We start from the raw sequence: 19,681 nt of genomic DNA on the forward strand, positions 1-19,681 counted from the left end.
AATGCGAGTTTTCGAATCGAGTGTCATGTTATGCACTTTCAATTCAAGCCTGTTGCAACAACAGCCTGAAGCAACTCAGTCGCCTGGTTAATGATTGGACCCGCCATTGCTTCACGTTGCATTACGGACATCGGCCCTTCGCCAAAATAAAGGCCGTCAGAGACCAAAAATGTTAATCGTACATTTCCTTGTTTTGGAGGCGCTAATCGCGGCTTATCCCATGGCTCTATCTGTGACACCACTGGGGCTGATACAGAAAATAATTTCTTAACCATTGGTAAAAAGCTGTCAACGCCCTCGATGACAACAAGCTTGCCAGACTGATTGATATAACGCACCCCACCTTCCGAGAATGCGGCGAGTGTATCGAGGCCATCCGTGAGTGGCACTTCGATAATCACACCTAGCAAAATCTTTGGCTGAACAGTTTTTCCTTGCTCGCGAAGACGCGAGAAAGCCAAAAATCGAACACGTCCTTCTGCCGAAGTGTCGGAGGCCAAGGCTTCGAGTGCAGAGAAATCGGAAGGCGATGAAAATAAGATTGATTGCCAGCGCGTGGGTGTGTCGCCCGACTTACTTTTAAACCCATCCGGGTTGTCGCAAAAAAGTAAGTTATAAATTGTATTCATAGCCTCATCGGCGTAGGGCGAATGTGCAACGCCAGCTGCTGCATCCGAAGCAGCAAAATTAAGACCAACGGCAGCGAGTAATCTTCTAAACATAGGATACGTGACGTCGATTTGAGAGGCGCACGCGCCGATCAGTAAGTTGAATGGGAACGCATATTCGCACTTCATCTTCGAATGTCATGCTAGAGCTATTTTTATTGTTTGTTAATAGCATCTTCAATAAAACCGACGATCTCAGAAACTGAAATTGTAAATATTCCGGCCTTGCCAGCATCGAATGCAGATTTCCAAGTATTGTAGCCTTCAATATAATTTTGATTTGGTTTTCTCTTTCCGAGCAGTTTGGTAAGACTCTTATTTAGCGTTTCTTCAGAAACTGGAAAATGGGGTAGTTCTGAAGAAGCACCACCCTGAATGTGATTGTTCTTAACCCTGACACCATCGACACTGATGTGAAAGATTTTTCCGAGCTTCTGGTGCGTTTCGATCTTATTGATCAAGACGGTCGATTTTTCTTCACCTGCTCTAGTCTTGTATGCCCAAAGCTGACCTTCAGAGTAATCCACCGCTTTAGCGCTGTTGAATACAGAAAGTAAGCTCATGATAGTGATCAGTTTCTTCATGGTAGTAAGCTTTAACGCTGAATTACACGATGGGTAAGAGGTGTCTAATAGGTGGCATTCTTCGCTTCCGATCACCGGAGTGCGTCTTTGAGGCCTAACGTAGAGCTAGCCGACGCTGCGCGACGTTATTGTGCAGCGACCGAAGAGAGCAAGGTTGAGCGCCATGTTATGCAGACATTTTTGAGACATGCTTAAGGGCAAAGAAAATGACTATTGCCGGAATAATCAGGGCAATGACATTCCACACCCCCATTGCAAGCAGGACTATCTGATTGATAGCGACAAAACCTGTGTAGGTATAAGCTGCCCATTTTTTCATCATCCATAGCCCAATCATGCACACCAATCCCACGAAGGATGAAAAGCCTAAATATGGTGGATACCAAGGGCTAATTTGCTGGGCAATTGGAGAAAAAATGAGTGGTACTGCGATTAGTGCGCCCAAAAAACCAATTACACAAATGACTGTAATAGACGTTGGTCGCTTTACCTTTTCGATTGATTCACTCACGGCTAGAGTCTCCTTGGAATGATGTTGTATAACTTTAAATAGGGTGAAAAAATTCCGCCTAATGTGGCGGTTCGTCCGCAATACGTTTATTACTGTTGAACTGTGAAGCCATACGAAATATGCGGTGTTTATATTCAGTACTAATAATAACCAGAAAAAGTCAGGCAGCCTTCATGGACATCCCGCAAGTCATATCTGAATCCAGCTCCATACATCCAAGCTTGCCCAACTGTGTAAAAATTGTATTCGTGATAAGTGCTTCAGTTTACGCACTGAAGAAGATTATGTCTACTGGATTCGATGGCATGCCCGCTTTCATGGCCTGCACTATCCCTGGAGATGGGGGGGCTAGGTCAAAGCCTTCTTGTTCTAAGCATTGAACGCAGTGTCAGCGCCTCATTCCATTCGCTGCATAACACCCAACTTAGAGCAGATAATCGACCGTTTAGCAGGCTCTACTCAAAGTCATCCCTATCTGGATTCTCTATACCAAATTTGTCTTCAATGGAATTATTTGAACTTGATTTTCGTCATGATGCCTGCACCGGAAGCGTCTGCATAAGATGGATAATTTTCAAGGAGCTAGCTTTAAGACTGCTGTCTCTTCCCATCTATTGTTGATAACGCCACATCCACAATGCCCTGCGCTTCCGCCACGATCTCGTGCAAATGCTCCTCACCCTTAAAGCTCTCCGCATAGATCTTGTAGATTTCCTCTGTCCCTGAGGGGCGGGCGGCAAACCAGCCGTTGTTGGTGATGACTTTCACACCGCCTATCGCGGTCATGTTGCCGGGGGCAGTGGTGAGGATGTCGGTGATGTTGTCGCCCGCCAGCAATTTGCTGGTGATCTGTTGCGGCGACAGGTTGGACAGGGCTTTTTTCTGTGCCGGCGTGGCGGGGGCTTCTACGCGTATGCTGACGGGCTTGCCAAATTCTTGCGTAAGCTGTTCATATACCTGGCCGGGATCGCGTCCAGTTTTTGCTTTTATTTCTCCTGCCAGCAGGGCGGCGACGATGCCGTCCTTGTCTGTTGTCCATGCTTTGCCGTCCATGCGTACAAAGCTGGCGCCTGCGCTTTCTTCGCCGCCAAAACCCAGGCTGCCATCAAACAGGCCGGGGGCGAACCATTTGAAGCCGACGGGCATGTCGTATAGTTTGCGCCCCAGTCGTTTGCTCACATGTTCTATCATGCGGCTGCTGACGATGGTTTTTCCTATGCCGGGCGTGCTGCCCCAGTCCGGGCGATGCTGGAACAGGTAGTCGATGGCGACGGCCAGATAGTGGTCTGGCGTCATGAGGCCAGCGCCAGGTGTGACGATGCCATGGCGATCATGGTCGGTGTCGCAGGCGAAGGCGATATCAAAATCTGACTGTATGTCCAGCAGGCGGCGCATGGCGTAGGGTGATGAGGGGTCCATGCGTATCTTGCCGTCCCAGTCCAGCGGCATGAAGCGAAAGGTCGGATCAACTACATCACTGACTACCGTCAGGTCTATCTGATATTTTTCGGCGATGCGGCCCCAGTAATGCACGCCGGCACCGCCAAGCGGATCAACGCCCAGGCGTATGCCAGATTGGCGTATCGCGGCAAGATCAATGATCTGTTCAAGCTCGCTGACATAGGTATTCATGAAGTCGTAACGGTGCATCGTGCCAGCATGTATGGCCCTCTCAAAGGGTAGGCGCTTTACGTCCTGCAAATTCGCTGCCATGAGTTCATTGGCACGCTTGCCTATCCAGTCGGTGGTGGCGGTATCTGCTGGGCCACCATTGACTGCATTGTATTTAAAGCCGCCATTGTCGGGTGGATTGTGAGAGGGTGTAATGACGATGCCATCAGCCAGTCCAGTATTTTGCTCAATGCCACTAGCAATAGCAGTAGCAGCACGGCGACCGCGGTTATACATCAGGATAGCCAGTGATACAGCAGGTGTAGGCGTATATTCGTCACCGCTGGACAGCATGACGTTGACGCCATTGGCCGCAAGCACTTCTATCGCGCTGATGCGTGCCGGTTCTGACAATGCATGGGTATCAATACCGAGGAACAAGGGGCCGCTGATACCCTGTTGCTGACGATAGTCGCAAATCGCCTGGGTGATGGCGAGAACATGATGTTCATTGAAGCTGGTCTGGAACGAGGACCCACGGTGGCCAGAGGTGCCAAATGCTACTCTTTGCGCAGTGACTTGTGCATCAGGGATTTGTTGGTAATAAGCGGCGATGAGCTGGTTCACATCGACCAGTGCAGAATCTGGTGACAGTTGACCTGCAAGCGGATTGATATTCATAAGCTTCTTTCAAATAATCACAGGCATACCTGGCAGCAGCTTATCCAGTGTACTTGGATAATCGCGCAAGCGCACGCCCGTGGCGTTGTCACAGCATTGGAAATTGCAGCACTACACAGTTTAACTGCACCTTTTAGGGGGGAGGGGCTGTAAGTCGCAAGATTTATCTTTTGATCAGCATGATAAATCGGTCTCACTGCGACACTGGTAAGTGCTTATTACCGAAACGTGTAAGCGATCGCCCCGGCAAGAGGGCGACTATTTATAAATGTTTTCCAGAAGAAATGATGAGAAGAAAAAACTCTGAATTGCTTCCATTTTCAAAACTGCATGTTCGCCTACAAGCCAAGCGCATATTTTCCGACTTTCTATCGCCAGCTTTAACTTTATTATTGCTTCACCTGACAAGGTAAGTCGTCATGGTGAACGACGATCATTTCTTTATTAGCTTTACCTTTTTTGTGAACAGGAAAAACCATGCATACCGATCATTCAGTCAACATTAAAAAACTGCGTCGCCATGCAAAGGCAGTGTTGAGAGAAGCTATTCTTGAACCTGTCATGATACTTGACGACGAGATTCCTGCGGCTTATCTCGTATCTGCTGAAAAGTACGATACGATGAATAAAAAACTGCATGACATCCATGGTCTGGAACGGTTAGGGAAACTGTCTTCACGCAAACCAGCAAAAGCTTTTGCTGACGAGCTGTAAGCTGTCCTTTGCCCTGCTGTAAATTGCTTGCAGCGATGGAAGAAAATTAAAACCTAAGAAAATCAAAACCTTAGTGTCGTTTTGATTTTCTTTTGATTTTGCAATTGATGGCTTGCTTGCCAAGTTCAGTATTGAAATCTCTGTATTGAAAGTGTCGCGAATTTTTAAGGCACTATCTTGCTTTGCAATTCCTCAACCATTCTCAAATGATGCTTAAGCTAAGGCAGGGTTTTCAAGGCAAAGGCTTTGACATCAGGGCCTGTTAAAAAAGAGAAATCAGAAATTTGCCGTGCACAGTGTTAATGTTTTTCTTCAATCTGCTTGCGTAATCGCTCGTCTTGCTGGCGCAACTCTGGTGTGTATGTTTCGCCAAGATCATCTGCTTCCTGTATTTGTCTGATCTCTATGTCTGATTCGCACAGCATGGGATTGGGGCAGCGTTTTACCCATGCAATTGCTTCGTCAAGTGACTTTACCTGCCAGATCCAGAAGCCTGCAAGCAGTTCGCTGGTGGCAGAAAACGGCCCCTCAATAACTGAGCGTTCATTTCCAGAAAAGCGTACACGCACACCTTTTGATGATGGTTGCAGACCATCTCCGGCAAGCATGATGCCGGCATTCACCAACTCTTCATTGAATTTACCCATCTCCCTGAACATCTCTTCGCTGGGCATCGTGCCAGCCTCGGAATCTTTGGTTGCTTTGACCATGATCAGACATTTCATTTTCTGTCTCCATTTATGTGAGTGAGGATGAATGCGGGTAACAATACAGGTAACAGTACGGGTAACTACTCGCAGGGCGCAATGAAGCCTATTCCTTGGGGTAGCTGAGCTTGGGATACCAGTCAGCGCCGCGTCCTTCTGGCGTGCTGTCGAGTATGGTCCAGAGTGGCATGAGGTCGGGTGCGCCACGTGGATCCTGGCCAGGGTCGGCACTGTCTGCACCCATTTCACCACTCCAGAAATGTCGTATCGTGCCATCACGTCGCGTAAAGACATTAAAGGCCGGGATGTCGGCATCGTCTGCACTGACGTAATCACGGGTGTAGTCGCCACTGGCATCGGAATACAGCCTCAGGTGCTGCCAGCCACGTTCTTTTTTAAAGGCAATCAGGCGGGCAATGGGGGAACGGGCGATGACCACCAAAGAGATGCGTTGCGCAACATCTGCTGCTTCGCCATCCCAGGCCGACAGTAAAGAGGTGCACATGGGGCAAGGCCGTTCACGTTTCGGGCCAAACATGTAACTGTAAACAGCCAGGGTCTGCTTGTTGCCAAACAGGCTGGCGAAGTCGGCAGGGCCATCTTCACCTTCAAAGTGATATTGCCTGGGTACTTCACCACCTGCTGGTAAAGCGCGGCGCTGTTCTGCCACGCGTTCTATTTGCCGCCTTAGTTCGATTTCCTCAGCGAGTAAAGCATTCCGGGCCAGCCTGTATTCTTTGCTCTCGTTAGGGAAATGCACAGTGTTCTTGCTTGCCAATTCGATTGCTGACTTGAGTTGCGTAGTACTCATGTGAAAATCTCCTGAGCATGCATATTATGCATATTGGGGGTATCAGTTGTCCTGCGCAGCCACGTTGATCATCCATGGCACACCAAAACGGTCAATGACCATGCCAGACAGGGATGTCCAGAAGGCCTTTGCCAAAGGCATCTGTACCTTGCCACCATCGCTGAGTGCAGCAAATAATTTTTGCGCCTCGGCATCGTCTTTGGCTTCCAGGTTCAGGGTAACGCCCTTGATGTCCGGGTGAGCCAGGGTCTCGATACCATCGCTTGCCATCAGTGTCGTGTTGCCTATGCGAAATGATGCATGCATGATCTTGTCAGGGTCTGACGATACCTTGCGCAGGCCTGGATCAGGGCTGTCTTTCCAGCGCATCATGACGAGCACTTCTGCACCCAGTGCCTTTTCATAAAATTTGATAGCTGCTTCGCTGTGGCCACCAAAGGCCAGGATAGTTTCAACTTGCATGGTATTTTCTTCAGTGTATAAATAGCTTGCCAATCACTTTTACCCGTAGCTTACGCCAGTCACAGTTGACAGACTGTGCGTCAGCTCACACAAACAATCCGGCTTACAGTATCAATTCCATAAACCGCCAGCGTGGATGCAGGACCGCTGGTACTTCCGCACCTTCATAAGGTGGGCAGTCCTTGAAACCGGCAGTTTCATACAAGCTGTGAGCCGCTTGCATGAAGGGGGCGCTGTCCAGGCGAACCCGCTGATAGCCGAGCTTGCGGACATCGTTGAGCAAGTGTTGCAGCAGAGTATCGCCCAGGTGCAGGCCGCGAAAAGCCGGTAATACGTACAAGCGTTTTATTTCGGCAATACTATCCTGTATGCCGCGTCTGCCACCCATGGCGGCATACTGGCCATCTACCTCAACCAGATAAAACATGCCATCCAGCGCATCCGCGCCACAAATTTTATCCAGCGCGCCCGGTACATATTCAGCCAGTGGCATACCCAGTAAAGCCTCGGTAGTAATACCAAAATCTTGCGCTATGTTCGCCCCCACCCAGCCCATATATTCCATATTCATGGCGATGAGGACATCTTTATGTTGAGCAATATCAGCCTTGATAAAAGTAATTATTGCCAAAATGCTTGCTCCTTCATGCATAAACGAAAATATTGCAGGGATTGACATCTGCAGGTGTATGGCAGTTTTGCACTACAATGCGCATTGATAGGGATTAAAGCCCTGACGCACTCTATACTCTGATGCGCGTTAATATCAATAGTGTAACGCTCAATCAAAAATTTCTCTTCTTCAATTTATCCATGACTTTTGAATCTCTAGGCCTGATCCCGGAACTTTTGCAAGCGGTTGCCGCACGTCAGTATGAAACACCAACTGCGGTGCAGGCTGAGGCTATTCCTGCGGTACTGGCTGGACAGGATGTCATGGCACTGGCACAGACCGGTTCTGGCAAGACAGCTGCCTTTGCTTTGCCCCTGTTGCAACGCATGCAAGAAGAAATGGAAGAGGCTAGCAAACAGCGTAAGGTCAAGATTCTGGTACTGGTACCTACCCGTGAATTATCCGGGCAGGTAGGCCAAACAATTGAGGCTTTGGCGGAGCATTTGCCAAAGAGGCTGAAGGTAGCCGTCATTTATGGCGGTGCGTCTATCAACCCGCAGATGATGCATTTGCGTGGTGGGGCTGATATCGTCATCAGCACGCCGGGGCGTTTACTGGATTTGCTCGATAACAATGCCCTGTCTTTAAAAGACGTGGCGACACTGGTGCTGGATGAAGCAGACCGCCTGCTGGACCTGGGCTTTGCCGTTGAAATCAAACGCATCCTTGAGCAGTTACCTGCCAAACGGCAAAACCTGTTTTTCTCGGCGACCTTTTCGCCAGCAGTCAAAAAGCTGGCGCTAGGCATGCTGCATGAGCCAGTGCGCATTGCGATTGCCGACTTGACCAAGAACTTGCCCGATATCGCGCAAAGGGCGATAGCAGTTGATGGCGACAAGCGCACCAGGTTGCTGGTGCACCTGATCAAAGAGCAGCAATGGGAACGTGTGTTGGTGTTTGTCGCCACAAAATATGCGAGCGACACCATCAGCAATAAATTAAAAAAAGCAGGTATCAAGGCAGAGGCATTTAATGGCGATGCCAGCCAGGGTGCGCGTCAGCACATGCTGACTGACTTCAAGGCGAACCGCATACAGGTGCTGGTTGCTACTGACCTGGCGGCCCGTGGTATTGACGTTGTTGGCCTGCCCGCGGTTGTCAATTATGATTTGCCGCGCTCGGCAGACGACTACATCCATCGCATAGGCCGCACTGGCCGTGCCGGTGCGAGTGGTACGGCAATCAGCTTTATTCTGGCTGAGCATGAAATGCATTTCCGCCTTATAGAAAAACGCCAGAACAAACGTGTGCCGCGCGAGACCTTGCCCGGTTTTGAACCTGCGGCAATTGCAGCAAACCAGACAGATTCTGAAGCCAGCCCTGATGCGCCGACTGGCGGCATCAAGGGCAAGCGTAAAAGCAAGAAAGACAAGCTGCGTGAGTTGGCCGAAAACAATAAGTAAATGCGCGAAAATATTTCTGGACGGCCAGCTTTTGTGAGTGTTGCATGTCAAACCATGTTGCCATTTGAGATTCATCTGACGGTAGCAAATGCGCAGGAAGCAGATATCCCCGGGTTCATTGAATTTTGCGGGGAGATCAAGGCAAAACCGCTCTTGATAGAATTATCAAGAGGTACACATTCTCAGCAACTGATGTTGAGCAAGCTTCTGATGGCGGATCAACTGGACGCCGTATTGGAGGTAGCAAAAAACTATGGATGCATATTGAACCAGCGAGCTTACAAAACAAGCCGCCTGAAAATAGAGATACCTCTGCAATACGCAGAAGAGTATAAAGAAAATGTAGCCATGTCATCAGATGTTTACTATGAATGGCACGGTAAAATCAATTTCTCCAGAGTAGAAGATTTGCTGCGGTTTTGTGAAAATCATGAAGCGCACCTGTCCAGAAATTCCCTCAGAAATGAACCTGGAATGCGTTTTGTGACTTTGCGCGAATCTGGTAGCAAGGCTGCTTTCTTGCGCAGGGTTGACGCTTTGCAAAAAGGTCTGAAGGACAGTGTCTGGACCATTATGCACGAGCGTTTCGAGTACTGCGTCTTTGATGATAACTGTGCGCTGGATCACGGTTGGCTGAATCAGTCTCTTTAATGGAAAATCAGGAATTTTTTGATGTCATCTTCTAACTTATCAGCATGTGATGTTTCGCCCGCTTTCCTGGCAGGTGAAGCTTTCATACGTCGTGCCGCAAGCCTGGATTTACCTTTCATGCTGAAAGGCAGTTTCTTGACACGGCAATATTTTCAAGACCCTGCTCAGCGGATTCCTGCTGATCTTGATTGGGTATGCATGCAGGGAGTCGTTGATGCCGCGGAGGCGCGCACTATTCTTGACCCGTGGGCAGTGGTAGTTACTGAAGCTGTGGCAGATGATGATATACGTTTTCGCAGCTTTAGGAAAAATGCTTTTTGGCGACGGATAGATTACGCCATGGCAGAAGATTTTCCTACGGTGAATACTGACCTGGCTTATAGTCAGGGAGATGCGCCGTACGATGAAATTAGTATGGATGTGTCTTTGAACCTGGACCTGGCACAGGGACCTGTACCTTTGCTATACAGACCTGTTTTGGGCGACGCTTTTTTGATTAAAAATACAGTTCCACTTTCCTTACAAATCGCATGGAAAATTCATCAGACCCTGGTCAGGCCACGTTTCAAGGATTTATTTGACCTCGGTCACTTGTTACAGCATCGAGAATTTGATGAGGTAACTCACACTCAGATGCGGCAGGCACTTGAACGTGAATGCCAGGTTGGCAAAGTCGACATGCAGACACTAACCTATTTTTTGAGTGGAGATATTGCCAGGTTTTTCCCAAACTGTTCCATAGAAAAGAACTGGAATCTGTTTCGGCATAATCAAACACCGTCTTATCATTCCTACGCAGACATACTTGCGTTTGACCGGGCAGATCAAATTACAGATGCCAGTAAGTTGCCGCACGACTTGTCTGATTTTCTTGAACAATTTCATGCCATCCTCATGCGGACCGGTTTGGTTGAGGGGGGAGCTGCATGCCCGCCAGTAAGGTCCGGTGCACAAATCGTCACGTTCTTTATGCCACCAAAACGCCTTGTTCCTGAGATAGCGGAGCCTGCTCCTGCTCCTGAGCAAAATGATAATCCAATTTATGGCAGAGCAGATAATGCTAAAAAAGGAAGAGAGTTGGAGGCGGCTTTTCAATTTCCTATAACGTCTCGCGAAACTAAGGCGCTTCCAGAAAAAACGTCGACCCTGGAAAATTGGATAAAGAAGATCAAGGCCTTGTTTTAGCAGGCCTTGATTTGAGTCTGGACAAGGACTGGTTTTAGTTTGTGCAATGAGTGAGCGCAACGTTCGCCATGCCTGAACTGGTATTTGTTACCGAGTTATTGTCACAGACGATATTACCAGTCAGACCTGACTGCACATTGATGCCATAGCCCTTGGTATTGAGGTTGAAGCGGTTGCTGCTGAATTTATTGTTCTTGCCCCAGCCGGTATAAGCCTGGTGCACCTGAAAACCATCGAGCAGGTTTTTATCGCTGGAGGTAGGGTGGTTATTGACGGTGTTACCGGTGATTGCATAATTATTGCCTTTGACATCAATCACACTGTCGGCATAGTTTTCACCACTGATGCCGCTGCCATCAAAGGTATTGCCCTGTATCAGACCATCAGATGAACCTTCCTTGATGTCTATGCCTTCTGCATTGACGTTTGGGCCTATGCTGTTGGTCAGCACCTTGTTGCGGTCACTCTTGTCCGGGTTGCATGAAGTATAGGTGCACCAGTTGGAATTGGCTGAGCCTATATACACACCTTCACCAAAGCCAGCCTGTTTCTTGCCGGTGTTATAGATGTGGCTGTTCTTCAATACATTGTCGGTGTTGAAGGTGCGAAAGTGTATGCCTTCATCATCGACATCATGCACGGTCAGGTTTTGCAATACGTTGTTAGTGGAGGTATCAAGGATGATGCCCTTGCCGGAATTATTGACCGTGATGCCATCGATGATCCAGTAATTCGCGTGATCGAGATACAGGCCATAACCACCGCTGTTCACCAGCACGGCGGCAGATGATCCGGCAGGGCCAGTCAATTGTATGGGGGAGTCAGCCTTGCCGCTTTTGTTCTTGATGACGAACTTGTCTTTGTACGTGCCTGCCGCCAGTTGTATCACATCACCTGCTTTTACCTTGCTGATGGCGTCCTGCAATTCCTTGGCCGTTGTTACCTTGTAAGTCGTTGCCATTGCTGGCAATGCTGCTACCAGTAGCGTAATGAATGTCAAAGCCGGTTTCAGGATCATTGTTTTGCTATTTGATGTTGTCGATAACATGATGTACTCCTTGCTTGTTTGGATGGGATTAATTTTTCGTTATAAAAACAGACAGCAGAAAGCCATCCGGCAGGAATGCCGGAATTGATAAAAGTGGAAGGTGTATGAAATTCAGGAGCGTGATGAACGGTGCTGACTATTCATCACGCTGCTTTAGTTACTGAGGATGTTCAGAATTTAGCGTCCAGCCTGACACCGAAATAACGGAAGGCGTCACGGGCAGGTGTCCAGGTTGTGTTGGTCACTGTCAGCACAGGGTTCGGTGCTTTTGAACTCCAGCTACCTACACCTGTGAAACCGGTATTGGCATAGTGGCGGTCAAACAGGTTGTTGACAAAGAAGCTCAGTTTGTACTTGTTCATTTTGTCCCTGATCCCAAAACCGATATTCGTCACACTGATGGCAGATACGGCCAGCGTAGGGTCCTGGTTCAGGTTGGTGATGACATCGCTTTGATAACGCACACTGCCTGTAATGAAAGCGTCGAAAGGCAGGTTGCTGAAGCGCAGGTCATATTGACCACCGATATTGGCCTTGATCTTGGGTGCATTCGGCATTCTTGCTCCGGCCAGGTCTTGCACGTTCTGTCCACCATACTGGGCAGACTTCAACTGGCATTCTGCATTGAAGCCACCATTCGGGCTGCCAGCGACGTTATAGCAAGGGGCATTCGGGAATTCTGTAATGGTGGCATCGGTGTAGGCTATGCTGCCGTTGAGTATCAAGTCTCTGGTTACCAGTGCCGAGACATCCATTTCCACGCCGCGTGTCTGCACGCCACCCACACTATTGAGGCGCGTCACATAAGTTGTCGTGCCAGGCAGATAACCACCAGAATTCTGCTGGTAGTCGCTGAACCTGCTATTGAAGGCGGCGACATTCAGCGTCAGGCGGTTGTCGAGGAAATTGCCTTTAAGGCCTATTTCAAAGGTCTTGGCAGTTTCTGATTTGACCGGTTGCTGGGCCGCAGTGGCGGCATTCAAGCCGCTGGTCAAGTCATAGGCCAGGCCTTTGTAGCCGGTAGAGCCCATGGCATACACCATCAGGTTGTTGTTGACCTGGTGCTGCAGGCTGAGTTTGCCCGTCGTGGAATTCTCGGTATTGTCGAGGCTGGAAAAATAATCTGTCTGTACATACGCACCTGGCGGTGGCGCACCGACAGAGAAACGGTAGCCCGAGGTTTCACGGTTATAACGCAAGCCTGCGAGCAGGCTGAAGTTCTTTGCAAAGTCCCAGGTCGCCTGGCCAAACACGGCGCTGTTGACGTTATACGTGTCCGTGAAATACTGGATAGGCGTGGTCAAGGCAATGCCGTTATAACCGCGTATGAAATGACGTTCTATAGAGTTTTTTCCATACCAGTAACCGAGCACATAACGCAGCGAATTCTTGTCATTCGAGGTATAGCGCAATTCCTGGGTTTGCGATTTCACATCAAATGTGCCGTACTGGGTATAGCCAGCATTGACACCGGCAGGTTTGCCATTCGCCAGTGGGTAATACAGCAGGGTGGGCACGTCAACAAAGTCCTGGTCGCGTGTGTCATTGGCATAATAACGATCAAGTGAAGAAATCGAAGTCAGCGAAGAACCATCGGCAAAGTTGTAAGTGAATTTTAAGCCCGCACCACGGCTGGTGGAGGTCTGGCCTGTCAAGGTGTCATTGCGCACATCGGTGTTGTCCGGGCCTATGCGTATGCCATTCAATAAAGTCGTAGCTGGCAGTTGCGCGATATTCGACAACAGGCCGCCTTGTGCCGGTGTCAGACTGGTCAATGCCAGCACGCAGCAGGATGTGACTGTGCTGTTATAGCGTGGCGAAAAATCGACATCAATATTGTCGGTAGGATGCCAACTGAGTTTGGCCATGAAGGTCTTGCCGCCAGAACCATTGACCTTGCTGCCATCAGTCAGGTTATTCACATTGCCGGGGAAGCGATTGTCGCTGGCACTGAGCCTGAAGCCGAATTTCTCGGATACTTCCCCACCATAAGTCAGGCCAAAGCGCCATTCACCATCACTGGTATATAAGGTGCTGGCGCTGCCTGCCAGCGGGCCGGAAATGGGCTTGGTGACGATATTGACCGCACCGGCAATCGCGCTTTTACCAAACAGTGTGCTTTGCGGACCTTTCAAAATTTCTATGCGTGAGATGTCAGTCAAATCCTGGAAGGCCTTGACCTGCATGCCCATGGGAATATCATCGATGATGACTGCCACGTCAGCTTCTACGCCTATACCTATCGATGTCGTACCTATGCCGCGCATATTGATGCCATTATTGGCAGGTGTCGAACCATAGGTGATCGACAATGCGGGCGACAGGTTGATGACGTCAGCGATTTCCCTGACATTATTGCGCTGTAAGGTGGCATCGCCCAGGACCGAAATCGCCATCGGTACGTGCTCAAGTTTTTCTATGCGTTTGTTGGCCGATACCACGACTTCATTGAGTTTGCCGTCCGAGGTTTCTGCAGTAGTTGCCTGTTGCGCCTGCGCTGCCTGAGTCAGGGCCAGCATGGCCAGACTGATGGCAAAGCTCAGGGGCTTAAGTTGCATGGGATGTTGCTTGTTGCTGGATTGTGCTGACATTCTTGTCTCCGGATATTGTAGTTTTGTACTATTTTTTACTGCTGATTTTTTCTGTTAAATTCTTGATGCTTAATTTTTCCAGCTAAGTTTTGCCGCTAAATTCTATTGATACCGTATCGTCCATTTGATTTTCAGTGGCCGCCCAGGTTTTAGCTGTTGCGTATTGCAACTGATATGGTTGATGAAAGGGCCAGCCGGGGTCTGGAAGTAAGCGTCGCCCACTACCCGTTTTACCGAGCATTTTTCCAGGCCTTCGATGATGAATTCAGTGACACCACCTTTGCTGAAATAAATGTGATTTCCATCCTGCCGAACAGCATCAGAAAAGCTGCTGAATTCCAGGCTGGCTTGTTGTATCTGGGTACTGCCGATCGCTGTAAATTCATCTGTCCTGCTGATGCTGCCGGGTTCAAACAGGTAGCGGCTATTGAGTTTTACCCGCTCATCTTTCTGAGGTGGTTTGCCTTCGCCTGTCATGCGTGTCAGCCCGCTTTGCTGATAGCTGATGAATTCAGCTTTTTCTGTTTTACCAGTCTGGATATTGCTGATGAAGGCGGTCGCCAGTAACTTGCTGCCATCTGCCAGCGTCAGACTTGGGATCAACTGGGGATGGGCAAAGCCGCTGTCTGGTATGCCAACGATGAGATCATTTGAAAACGGTAGCGGGTAGTACGGGCTGTTCGCATGCTGACCTGCACCACCATTGGCCAGTAACAGGCTGAACACATGCTGACGGTCGCGATAGATCGCCAATGCCCTGTCATACTCTCCGCGGGCAAACCAGTTGAAACTGAACCGTGGCTGGTTTTTATCTGCCCATGCCTGCAGGTCAGCCAGCGGTATACGCTGGTCATAGCCTAGTTTGTGCCAGATGGCATTGGTAGTCAGCAGTTGATGCAGCAGCGAGAAATTTTCGCCCAGCACTCTGTGCGCTCCACGGTAGGCATCGGTTTTCCTGCCCTTGCCCCACAAATCGACGGAATGCAATTGCGGGTCATACCAGAAGCTTAAAAACTTGTTGAATACGCGGGTGGAATAGGTGTAGGCATAGTCTTTTTCCGTGGGCGTCAAGACATCCAGATAAGCAGATGCCGACAGGATTTCGAGTATCGCCGTATCACCATAAGCACCTATGCTGCGGCCAAAGCTGAAGCCATCGCCTTTGTCATTTGCCATATTCAGGGCGATGTCTGCGGCTTTCCTGAGTTTCAGTTTCAAGTCAGGCCGGACTTCTTTGCCGGTTTCTATGAGCCTGTGGCAAATCTCGGCAATCAATAAAATACTGTAGCGGTCAAAGCGGCCTTCACCATCGGTTTCATCAGAAAAACCATATTCGCCAGAATGGGCATCGTAATGCGCGAGCAGGGTGTTCAAGAGTTTTTCACTGCCACTGGCATCTTCCCAACCGAGCAACATGCGCAGGCGTGCCACACCAAATGCCACGCCATAGTAATTGGTGGGCAGGTTGATGAGTTTCAGGTCCGCTTCATTGACAAAGCTGCGCCAGTCCAGTTGCTTCTTGAGTTTGGCCAAAGTGTCAGGGCTGACTGCCTGCTCCAGCAAGCCCGCTTGCTGTATCTGTTGCAGTGACAGCAAATAATAATAAATGCCCCAGGTATGGTTTTCCATATCGACTGTCATGTCGGCACTGGCACGAAAATTTTCTGCTGCCTTGCGCCTGGCTTCTGGTGTCAGGGCTCGGTTCAGCATTAAATGCGCGAGGCCGGTAGCGATTTTACCGGGCAAGAATTTGTCCTTGCCATTGAAGGCAGGGTAGCCCGCCAGCGTGGTTTGCAATCTCTCGGCCAGCAGTTTTTGCGACAGGTAGTCAAGCTGGGGGTAGAGCGATTCTTGCACCATGGTGTTCATGGGCAGTAGTTGCGCTTGTGCCGCTTGCGGAGCCAGATCGGCGTTGGCTGAGACTGTCAGATTCCAGGCAAGTGCAGATGCTATGATGCAAAGCTTGTACAGATTGTTGAGTATGGGATTACGGTAAGACATACATCTCCTGATTTTGTTATGTGTCCCTGTATTTGCCGCTTTGCACTTGCGCTTTAAAGCATTTAGGAAAACGTTTAACTAAATAGTAGATGAATTCAAATTGAAGGTAAACCTGATTTTAGATTTTTTTATTAACCTATCAAAATTGTTATTCAAGAGCAGAGTTGAATTGACAAGGCTGTGCATTTTCTACGCACAGAGATAAGGCTGGGCAACGCTTTAAAGAAAACGTTTTCTAAGATTGTCGTTTTTTTGCAAAAATACGATTTATTCCGTGCGCAATTTCAGGAATTGGCCGGGCTTCTTCTGTTCATGACTGAGGAGCGCAATATCAGTTGTGGCTCTATCGTGGTCAGGCCGCGGGCAGTTTCGCCATTGATCATGCTGATCAGCGTGCGCATGGCAGCGACACCCATTTCTTCACTTTGCAGATCGACCGAGGTCAGTGCTGGCGAGGTGTAGCGGCCATACTGGATATTGTCAAAACCGGCGATAGAAACATCGCGGGGAATATCGAAGCCCAGGTTTTGTGCTTCTTTCATGAAGCCAAGTGCCATCAAATCGTTATAGCAAACCACGGCATCAGGATGCTGTTTGCCGAGCATGATGGAAGAACACAGGCGTTCGCCTTCTTGTGCAGAAGGGGAATTGACGTTGTAGATTTCTGCTGTCAGTTGATGCTCGTTCAGACATTCCTGCAGGCCGCCAAAACGTTCTTCATCGCGGCGGGATTTATTGAAACCCATATAGGCAATGCGCTTGTGACCCAGGGTCAGCAGATGTTGCGCCAGCATATAGGCGCCCTTGTGGTCATCACTGCTGACGCAGGGGGAACTGAGCTGGCTCAGGCGGCCAAAGAATACCAGGGGTTTTTCCAGTTGCTCGGTCCAGCTGAGGTCGGCTTCACTCATGCGTGAAAAAAGTATCATGCCATCGACGCGGCGGCTCAATGCTTCTATCAGCGGTTTTTCACGACCCAGGTTTTCTTCGGTATCGACCAGCAGCAAGGTGTAACCATGTTCTATGGCGATGCGGTTGGCCCCTTTGACGATGCTGGTGAAATGGGGGTTGCTGACATCAAGTATCGACAGGCCTATGGACTTGGTGCGCCCGGTGATCATGGATTGCGCCAGCGGGTTGGAACGGTAGCCGAGGCTGTCAATGACCGCTGTGATCCTGGCTTCTACGGTGGAAGAAAAACGCTGCGTGCCATTGATGAATTTGGAAATGGTGGCAGTAGAGACGCCTGCTTCTGCGGCGACATCACGTATGGTCGGTGGTTTTTTCTTCATCGCGTATAAAAAGTATTCCAGACAAGCCATGGCTGTAAGCGTTTAACTGCCAGGCTGATTCAGGATGCATCTTACCGTACAAACTACCAGACATGCATCAATGTCATTTTCCATGAACACCCGGAAGATCGCACTCCCCGTGAGCAAGGTATGAGTTTACTTGGGGTGTAAGGAAATATTTGACCACGGCGGAAATTTCTATATACTTAGTTAAACGTTTAACTAATAATCTGATTTTTCTTAATTTGCCCTGGTTTACCGGAGCAGGGTAAATCAGGGCCTACACCAACCTAAAAGCAAAAATGATGATGACTGAACAATTTAGTGAGCAATCCAGTAATAAGCCTTTTAATCGCCTGCTCTTGACGGGTGCAGCTGGTGGCCTGGGCCGGGTTTTGCGTGAGCGCCTGAAACCGTGGACAAAAATACTCAGGCTCAGTGATATCGTCGATATAGAGAACCTTGTGCCTGGCGAAGAGGCGCAGACCTGCGACCTGGCCGACAGGGCAGGGGTATTTGAATTGCTGCAAGATGTCGATGCAGTGCTGCATTTTGGCGGCATCTCGGTCGAAGACAAGTTTGAACCCATCATGCAGGCCAATATCCTGGGCATGTACCATTTGTATGAGGCTGTGCACAAGCTGGGTATCAAGCGCGTTATTTATGCCAGCTCCAGCCATGTCGTTGGTTTCTATCCGACGACAGAAAAAGTGAATGCGGACAGCCCACTGCGGCCTGATGGTTTTTATGGCCTCAGCAAATCTTATGGCGAAGCGCTGTCACGTTATTACTATGATCGTTTTGGCATAGAGACGGTATGCCTGCGCATAGGCTCGTCTTTTCCTGAACCCAGAAATACGCGCATGATGGTGACTTATCTCAGTTACGATGATTTGCTGGAGCTGATCAGGGCGGCGCTGTTCACGCCAAAAGTCGGTCACAGCATCGTCTTTGGCGTGTCAGATAATCCGGCTAAATGGTGGGATAACAGCAAGGCCGCACATCTGGGGTTTGTGCCCAAGGATAATTCCAGCGAGTTCGCCGGACGCTTCCCGCTGACCGCAAGCTGGCCTGCTGCTGACGACATGACCAGTACCTATCAGGGTGGGCCATTTGTCGTGGCCGGGCCGCAATACCAGGACTGAGGCAAGTTCATGCGCTTACCCATTTTATCTGGCAGTCTGCTTTCTGGTTTTGCCATGCTAGCTAATCATGCTTTTGCCACTGATGCGACTTCCGGCATAACCGGCAATACCTTGTGCCTGAATGCGCAAAAGCCAGGTGGAACGGACACTTATACGCGTATAGAAAATGTCTTTGGCAAGGGAGCAGTAGAGGCGCCGAGTGATACGCACTACGCACCAGCCAGGCCGCATATTATTGAAGCGGGTGATGATGTAGTGCCCGCTTATTTTGCAGTGCTGGCGATAGACCCGACGGATGTCAACCTGGATGGCAAGACCATAGCTGAGGGTAGCGATCGTTCCCGCACCGAGATCAAGATTGCGCCCAGCCTGATGGGTATGCACCAGGCTTTCAAGGCGCGCGAAAATAACAGCTTTGTGTATAGCTGGCGTTTCAAGATTGATGCTGGCATGAAGTTTTCGCCCTCATTTACGCATATCCACCAGATCAAGGCCTATGGTGGCCGCTATGCGGAACCGCCACTGATCACTTTTACGCCATTGGCGAGTGGCCGTATGGAAGTGCGGCAAATTGATGATTTGAAAAATGACGGCGGTGTTTATCATGTGCTCGGCACGGTGGCTTTGTCGCAGATGCAGGGTCAATGGATAGACGTGCGCGAGCAGATCACATTCTCAAATTCTGCCGGACGTTATCAGTTGAGTATGCGCGGCCAGGACGATAAGCCCGTATTGGAAATCGACAGCACGGGCCTGCAATTATGGCGCACAGGGGCAGACCACATGCGCCCGAAATGGGGTATCTACCGCAAGCATCATGCGATGCTGAATCAGGACAAGGATGATTACGTCTATTTTGCCAATCTTGGCATTACGCGTGGCGGCCAGCCGGATTCCAGTTGCCGCTAGTTCGCATAGTAAGGCTAGTCATTCTGGCGTGCAT

The 19,681-nt window shown here is 49.5% G+C and carries 18 protein-coding genes; 6 read left to right on the forward strand and 12 right to left on the reverse strand.

Annotated elements, in window-relative coordinates; translation table 11 throughout:
* Positions 1-38: 38 nt before the first annotated feature.
* The 4 genes from ACO0LL_RS07630 to pgm all read right to left on the reverse strand — a co-directional run bounded on the left by ACO0LL_RS07630 (position 39) and on the right by pgm (position 4,055).
* Positions 39-797: a hypothetical protein gene (locus ACO0LL_RS07630; protein WP_422950283.1), complete on the reverse strand. Its 759-nt coding sequence runs from the start codon at positions 795-797 to the stop codon at positions 39-41.
* Positions 798-823: 26 nt separating this feature from the next.
* A complete protein-coding gene (locus ACO0LL_RS07635; RefSeq protein ID WP_422950284.1) occupies positions 824-1,252 on the reverse strand; it encodes a hypothetical protein in 429 nt (142 codons plus the stop codon).
* Between the two features lie 166 nt (positions 1,253-1,418).
* Positions 1,419-1,763, reverse strand: coding sequence for a hypothetical protein (locus tag ACO0LL_RS07640; protein WP_422950285.1), 345 nt, complete (start codon positions 1,761-1,763; stop codon positions 1,419-1,421).
* A 588-nt stretch (positions 1,764-2,351) separates the two neighbouring features.
* The gene (gene pgm / locus ACO0LL_RS07645) at positions 2,352-4,055 is read right to left on the reverse strand and encodes a phosphoglucomutase (alpha-D-glucose-1,6-bisphosphate-dependent) (protein WP_422950286.1); all 1,704 of its coding nucleotides are present in this window, start codon (positions 4,053-4,055) and stop codon (positions 2,352-2,354) included.
* A gap of 477 nt (positions 4,056-4,532) precedes the next feature.
* Between pgm and ACO0LL_RS07650 the strand changes: the two genes are divergently transcribed.
* On the forward strand, positions 4,533-4,769 hold the full coding sequence (locus tag ACO0LL_RS07650) for a type II toxin-antitoxin system Phd/YefM family antitoxin (RefSeq protein WP_422950287.1): 237 nt from the start codon (positions 4,533-4,535) through the stop codon (positions 4,767-4,769).
* Between the two features lie 299 nt (positions 4,770-5,068).
* On the opposite strand, the gene ACO0LL_RS07655 is transcribed toward ACO0LL_RS07650, so the two are convergent.
* From ACO0LL_RS07655 to ACO0LL_RS07670, 4 genes are all read right to left on the reverse strand, one after another.
* Positions 5,069-5,494 carry a YciI family protein gene (locus ACO0LL_RS07655; RefSeq protein ID WP_422950288.1) on the reverse strand — a complete coding sequence of 142 codons (426 nt, stop codon included), beginning with the start codon at positions 5,492-5,494 and terminating at the stop codon, positions 5,069-5,071.
* A gap of 88 nt (positions 5,495-5,582) precedes the next feature.
* Positions 5,583-6,287, reverse strand: coding sequence for a DUF899 family protein (locus ACO0LL_RS07660; RefSeq protein ID WP_422950289.1), 705 nt, complete (start codon positions 6,285-6,287; stop codon positions 5,583-5,585).
* A 42-nt stretch (positions 6,288-6,329) separates the two neighbouring features.
* Entirely contained in the window at positions 6,330-6,749 is a 420-nt protein-coding gene (locus ACO0LL_RS07665; protein WP_422950290.1) for a VOC family protein, read from the reverse strand.
* A gap of 103 nt (positions 6,750-6,852) precedes the next feature.
* Positions 6,853-7,380, reverse strand: a complete 528-nt coding sequence (locus ACO0LL_RS07670) for a GNAT family N-acetyltransferase (protein WP_422950291.1) — start codon at positions 7,378-7,380, stop codon at positions 6,853-6,855.
* Between the two features lie 182 nt (positions 7,381-7,562).
* Between ACO0LL_RS07670 and ACO0LL_RS07675 the strand changes: the two genes are divergently transcribed.
* From ACO0LL_RS07675 to ACO0LL_RS07685, 3 genes are read left to right on the forward strand one after another with little or no spacing between them, the layout of a single operon-like run.
* Complete coding sequence (locus ACO0LL_RS07675; protein ID WP_422950292.1) at positions 7,563-8,825, forward strand: DEAD/DEAH box helicase; 1,263 nt, start codon at positions 7,563-7,565, stop codon at positions 8,823-8,825.
* On the forward strand, positions 8,826-9,476 hold the full coding sequence (locus tag ACO0LL_RS07680; RefSeq protein WP_422950293.1) for a hypothetical protein: 651 nt from the start codon (positions 8,826-8,828) through the stop codon (positions 9,474-9,476). It begins immediately after the preceding gene.
* A 21-nt stretch (positions 9,477-9,497) separates the two neighbouring features.
* Positions 9,498-10,661: a nucleotidyl transferase AbiEii/AbiGii toxin family protein gene (locus ACO0LL_RS07685; protein WP_422950294.1), complete on the forward strand. Its 1,164-nt coding sequence runs from the start codon at positions 9,498-9,500 to the stop codon at positions 10,659-10,661.
* Positions 10,662-10,695: 34 nt separating this feature from the next.
* Here ACO0LL_RS07685 and ACO0LL_RS07690 read toward each other — a convergent pair whose 3' ends face one another.
* The 4 genes from ACO0LL_RS07690 to ACO0LL_RS07705 form a co-directional block, all read right to left on the reverse strand.
* Positions 10,696-11,709 carry a right-handed parallel beta-helix repeat-containing protein gene (locus tag ACO0LL_RS07690; RefSeq protein WP_422950295.1) on the reverse strand — a complete coding sequence of 338 codons (1,014 nt, stop codon included), beginning with the start codon at positions 11,707-11,709 and terminating at the stop codon, positions 10,696-10,698.
* A gap of 170 nt (positions 11,710-11,879) precedes the next feature.
* Complete coding sequence (locus tag ACO0LL_RS07695) at positions 11,880-14,300, reverse strand: TonB-dependent receptor (RefSeq protein WP_422950296.1); 2,421 nt, start codon at positions 14,298-14,300, stop codon at positions 11,880-11,882.
* A 102-nt stretch (positions 14,301-14,402) separates the two neighbouring features.
* Positions 14,403-16,301: a hypothetical protein gene (locus tag ACO0LL_RS07700; protein ID WP_422950297.1), complete on the reverse strand. Its 1,899-nt coding sequence runs from the start codon at positions 16,299-16,301 to the stop codon at positions 14,403-14,405.
* 284 nt (positions 16,302-16,585) lie between these two features.
* Positions 16,586-17,623, reverse strand: coding sequence for a LacI family DNA-binding transcriptional regulator (locus ACO0LL_RS07705; RefSeq protein ID WP_422950298.1), 1,038 nt, complete (start codon positions 17,621-17,623; stop codon positions 16,586-16,588).
* Between the two features lie 275 nt (positions 17,624-17,898).
* Here ACO0LL_RS07705 and ACO0LL_RS07710 point away from each other — a divergent pair, with 275 nt between their 5' ends.
* Both ACO0LL_RS07710 and ACO0LL_RS07715 read left to right on the forward strand, forming a co-directional pair.
* Positions 17,899-18,738: an NAD-dependent epimerase/dehydratase family protein gene (locus ACO0LL_RS07710; protein WP_422950299.1), complete on the forward strand. Its 840-nt coding sequence runs from the start codon at positions 17,899-17,901 to the stop codon at positions 18,736-18,738.
* Between the two features lie 9 nt (positions 18,739-18,747).
* Positions 18,748-19,647, forward strand: coding sequence for a heparin lyase I family protein (locus tag ACO0LL_RS07715; protein ID WP_422950300.1), 900 nt, complete (start codon positions 18,748-18,750; stop codon positions 19,645-19,647).
* The last annotated feature ends 34 nt before the right edge of the window (positions 19,648-19,681 follow it).

The sequence above is a fragment of the Undibacterium sp. TC4M20W genome, from assembly GCF_049340245.1.
Lineage (GTDB): Bacteria > Pseudomonadota > Gammaproteobacteria > Burkholderiales > Burkholderiaceae_D > Undibacterium.